The organism is Cytophaga sp. (genome assembly GCF_051961495.1).
Lineage (GTDB): Bacteria > Bacteroidota > Bacteroidia > Cytophagales > Cytophagaceae > Cytophaga.
Window position 1 is genome coordinate 1 of the sequence record NZ_JBQCDF010000315.1, and the last position, 4770, is coordinate 4770.

Consider the following 4770-nt stretch of genomic DNA (forward strand, 5'->3'; position numbering starts at 1 on the left):
AAAATAATTCTCGGATGATTGTTGACATAGGTTTGCTGAAACGTGTGTATGTCATCAAAGGTCATTGTTGAAATCGAATCATAGATCACTTTACGGATGTCTTCCGTATATCCCATACGTTTATTGCGTTCATAATCGGCCAGTACAGACAACTTTGTAACGCGTTGCGTGGCGATGGTTTCCAGAATAGAAATCCTGGAATTTTCAAACAGTAAATCAGACTTTGGCATGTGGTCTACCAGATCAATCATGGCAGTCAATGATTCATGGATCTTGTCAGCCTGAGTTCCGATATAGGAAGTAGAAAAGAACGGATCAGAAGGGTAGTAAGGCGTATCGAAGGTAGATTTAACAGAATAAGCCAGCGCTCTGGATTCACGCATCTCCTGGAACACGAGGCTGCCCATGCTGCCGCCGAAATATTCATTGTAAAGCTGAATGCTTGGTAGTAGTTCTTTATTAAAATCTGCGGAACGGGTGATTAATAATACTTCTGCCTGAACCATATCATAATTAACCCAGAAAACTTTATTAGCCTTTGGTTCGCTGAAACTGTATGTGCTTTGTGTGCGCATGAATGGTGTACCGGCAGATTTATGCAGCTTACTGATGTTTTTAGAAACCGTGCTGTATGTAGCCGGCCCGTAATAGACGATCTCGTGCTCTGAGTTGTATATTTTTTTAAATAATGCGATCAGTTCCGTCGAAGTAATTGCTTTTAAACGGGCTTCAGAAAGAATGTTGGTGAACGGATTGATGCCGTCATACTTCGCGTATCCTGTCATGGCCGAACGCAGAATGATGTCCTTGTTCGTCTTATTATCCGCACGTGTTTTCAGAATATTCGACTTGATCTGGTTTAAGGCATCTTCATTTGCTTTGATATTTTTTACAAATGATTCCAGCAGGTTAGATGCTGCTACATAATTTTCCTGGATACCTGAAAGCGAGATGATCAGATAGTTTCCGGCAATAACAAAATTATAAGAGCAGCCGATTTTATAAAATTCTTCTTTTAACTGCTCGGCCGTTAATTTGTCGGTGCCCAGATAATTCAGATATGAAAGCATCAGGCTATAGCTTGGGTCCGGCATTTTCCCCAGATCCCATTTGAACTGCTGTGTGAATAGACCGTTTTCTGTATTCTGTTTATAGAGGATCGGAAAGTTTTTGATCTTGCCGGTTGTGATCTCTTTGGCATAATCTACAAACACGGGTTTGATCACCGGTGAAGCAGTTTTAAACACTTCTGTGTAGAAGGCCGACTGACTGTCTCTGTTTACTGGTACTTTGGAGATAATCGGCTTAGGAACTTTCTGTATGGTAGAATCAACACCTTTGCGTTTGAAGATGGTAACGTAGTTGTTTTGAAAATACGTGTTGCAGAAATCCTGTATATTTTGTTTGGTTAACGTTTCAAGCGTATTGATCTCGCTGATATAATCTCTCCAGCTGATTCCCCATACAAAAGCATCTACAAATGCATCGGCACGTGCGCGGTTGCTTTCATACTGAGTCATCATGCTCATTTTATAATCGTTTACTACAGCAGGTATCAGCCAGTCTTTGAAATTACCGGTTTTCAGGTTGTTGATCTGTTCCAGTAACAATGCCTGCACCGCTTCAAGCGATTGCCCTTCCATCGGTTTTCCACCCAGCATCAGGACGCTGTAGTCTTTTAAAGGCATATCATAGGCGTAGCAGCCAAGCGCTTTCTGTGCCTGGTTGATATTCAAGTCAATCAAACCTGCCTGGCCATTGGTCAAGAGCATCTGAATCATTTTTAATTTACTGCGGAATGTTGGATCCTGCGGGATCGCCACATCAAAGCGGTAGGAAACAGAAACGCTTTCTGCATTCGGGCCAACAACACTTGCCTGCAAGGGTTGCGTGATTTTTGCTTCAGCGGGGAATTGTTTTTCGGGTACATCACGTTTAGGTAAAGCAGAAAAATATTTTTCCAGCATGGTGATGGTGGAATCGTAATCCAGGTCGCCGCTCATACAGATAGCCATATTGTTGGCTACATAGTAGGTATTGAAATATTTTTTAATTTCTGTAATGGAAGGATTTTTCAGATGCTCTACTGTACCGATCGTGGTTTGTGTACCATACGGATCTGTTTTAAACAGGCTTGCGAACATGGTCTCATAAACTTTTCTGCTGTCGTTATCCAGGCCTCTGTTTTTTTCTTCGTATACAGCTTCCAATTCGGTGTGGAACAAACGGGGAACAACCATGCTGAAACGTTCAGCTTCAATCTCGGCCCATTTCTGGATCTGGTTGGAGGGAATGTCATTTACATAAACGGTTTGTTCAACAAACGTATATGCATTGGTTCCCTGTGCGCCGATCTGGCTCAGCATTTTATCGTATTCATTCGCAATGGCATAGCCGGCTGCCACTACAGAGATACTATCAATCTGGTGATAGAGTTTGGTGCGTTTATCCGGATCCGTTGTTTTGCGGTATACTTCATACAAGGCCTCGATTTTGTCCAGTTCAACTTTTTCTGCCGGCCAGTTGGATGTACCAATCCTGGAAGAACCTTTGAATAAAATATGCTCCAGGTAATGCGCAAGGCCCGTGGCATCTGCCGGGTCATTCCTGCTGCCGGTACGTACCGCTACATAGGTTTGTATACGCGGCGCATCATCATAGTCTGAAAGATATACTTTCATGCCGTTGGATAGTGTGTAGATGCGTGCTTTAAGCGGATCGTTGGTAACGAAGTCATAACTTCTGCCTTTGCTATCTCTAACAGAAACGGTTTCGTAGTTTTTTTGCGCCGGTAAGTTTAACGAACATAAAAGGCCAAGTCCAACGCTTAAAATATAATGCTTCATAATAAGAGGTTTAACTGGTATTAAAGTAAAAATTAAATAGTCATCCAGAAGAACAGCAACCATATGTATTGGTCTTCGTCGTATTGAAACTGATTATTGTTCGACCAGTTGGTGCTAATTGCAACAAGGAATTTCTGCTCTTCAATGGCCGTGATGTATAATCTTGATTTGTTTCTATAAAGACTTGAGGCGAAAATAGCAGCTTCTTCTTTCCCCAGCTTTTGTTCTACATCCTGTGTAGCACGTTCGCAATATTTAGCATATTCCTGGTCGTCGAGAATGGTGTATGGATATAGTTTCTTTTTTAGCAATGATACATTTTCCTTGCTTGAAAAATCAAGGTTGTATTGTTTGATTTCCTGTTTGCTGCTGCGGATGGAGATTTTAGAACTGAAGATAACAGAGTCTGAACCAAAGTTGTTATTTACGATCAGATTCTTAATCGCCGCCTGTGCCAGCTTCTCATTGGCGATGGTACTATAGGTAATGAACTGTATGATGAATGCAACAACGATTATGCCTAATGCGATCAGTATTCGTTTTTTCATAAAATGAGTTAATGATGTGCTTAATTCTTAACGCTGTCTGTGTGGTATAAAGTATATGATTGACAGGGCTTCTAAATCAAACGCGCTAATAATTTATTTCCAGACCTAATTTTTTTCTAAGCTCTGCTACTACCGGGTAGTGCTCCATCAAAAGCTTGAGTTTATCATCGTCGGTGAAAAATTTCTTTTCCTTAGGCGCTACATAGCCGATCACGGCATTGATACGCAAAAGATTGTTTTTTAAAGAGTGACGCAGATAGCTAAGGAATTCGATTTTAATTTCTTCCAGCTGATCCATTTGCACGGCATTACCAACGGTAATATGAATACTGAAATCTTCTTTCAGGTCAAGCGTAGTACTGGTTAATACCATGTGGTGATTGATCTGACCTTTGCTCTTCAGATTTTCAGCATAGGCGTTCCATACTTTTGTAAGCTGTTCAAGTGTAAATACCTGTTGTGCACCGGGAACTTCTTCAGATTCGGTTGGAGTAGTTTTATCCGGAGTTTTTTCTTCAGGCCTGGTTAAATTTTCTTTAACATGGTCAATGCTTTTCGGTATCCGGATACTGGTAGACGGAGACGTCGCTGTACGGTTAGGCATGAGCGGTCGACCGGCTGTTTGTTCAGTCGGAGAGGAAGAAGTAGAAGCTGTGGCTTCCTGTTTTAGTTTACTTTTTTTTTTAGATCTTCAAGCAGATCAGGGGCAGTGATTGCCTGGTTGATGAATGCCATTTTCATCAAAGCAAGCTCAACATGTAACCGCTGGTTTTTACTGCCTTTGTAGTGCAGGTCGCACTGGTTCGCAATATTCAGACCAGACATCAAAAAGCTGATGCTTACTGCTGCGGATTGCTGTTCGTAGCGTTTCTTCACTTCTTCGGAAACTTCCAGCAGGCTGATGGTTGCTTTGTCTTTACATACCATCAGATTACGCAGATGTTCTGCCAGACCTATGATGAAATTATGACCATCAAAGCCCTGACGCAGAATTTCGTCGAAGGTTAATAAGCTATTGGCAACATCCTGAGTATTCAGCATGTCGGTAATTTTGAAGTAATAATCGTAATCCAGAATGTGCAGGTTGTCGATTGCACATTTATAGGAAATGGTATTGTCAGAGGAGAAGGTTACGATCAGGTCGAACATGGAAAGCGCGTCGCGCAGGGCTCCGTCAGCTTTTTGTGCGATCAGGTGCAAGGCCTCTTTTTCTGCCTTGATATTTTCTTTAACGGCAATACCAGCCAGGTGGTCGGCAATGTCTTTGATCTGGATACGGTTGAAATCAAAGATCTGGCAACGGGAAAGAATCGTTGGAATGATCTTGTGTTTTTCAGTTGTTGCCAGGATGAAAATAGCATAAGCAGGCGGTTCTT

At 41.8% G+C, this 4770-nt stretch carries 3 protein-coding genes and 1 pseudogene; all 4 read right to left on the bottom strand.

The genetic code is table 11. The features are described 5' to 3' along the window. Nucleotides 1-2846, bottom strand: a 2846-nt coding sequence (locus ACTHJT_RS17270; protein WP_440240527.1) for a M16 family metallopeptidase, incomplete at its 3' end; no start/stop codon positions are given. A 32-nt stretch (nt 2847-2878) separates the two neighbouring features. Next, nucleotides 2879-3394, bottom strand: a complete 516-nt coding sequence (locus ACTHJT_RS17275) for a hypothetical protein (protein WP_440240529.1) — start codon at nt 3392-3394, stop codon at nt 2879-2881. An 85-nt stretch (nt 3395-3479) separates the two neighbouring features. Then, nucleotides 3480-3998, bottom strand: coding sequence for a hypothetical protein (locus ACTHJT_RS17280; RefSeq protein ID WP_440240531.1), 519 nt, complete (start codon nt 3996-3998; stop codon nt 3480-3482). A gap of 62 nt (nt 3999-4060) precedes the next feature. Next, nucleotides 4061-4770: pseudogene (locus tag ACTHJT_RS17285) on the bottom strand (DNA polymerase III subunit gamma/tau); the annotation flags it as partial.

Excerpts from the sequence above, each read along its gene's own strand:
- ACTHJT_RS17280 (WP_440240531.1), bottom strand. The coding sequence starts at position 3,998 with ATGCCTAACCGTACAGCGACGTCTCCGTCTACCAGTATCCGGATACCG.
- ACTHJT_RS17275 (WP_440240529.1), bottom strand. The coding sequence starts at position 3,394 with ATGAAAAAACGAATACTGATCGCATTAGGCATAATCGTTGTTGCATTC.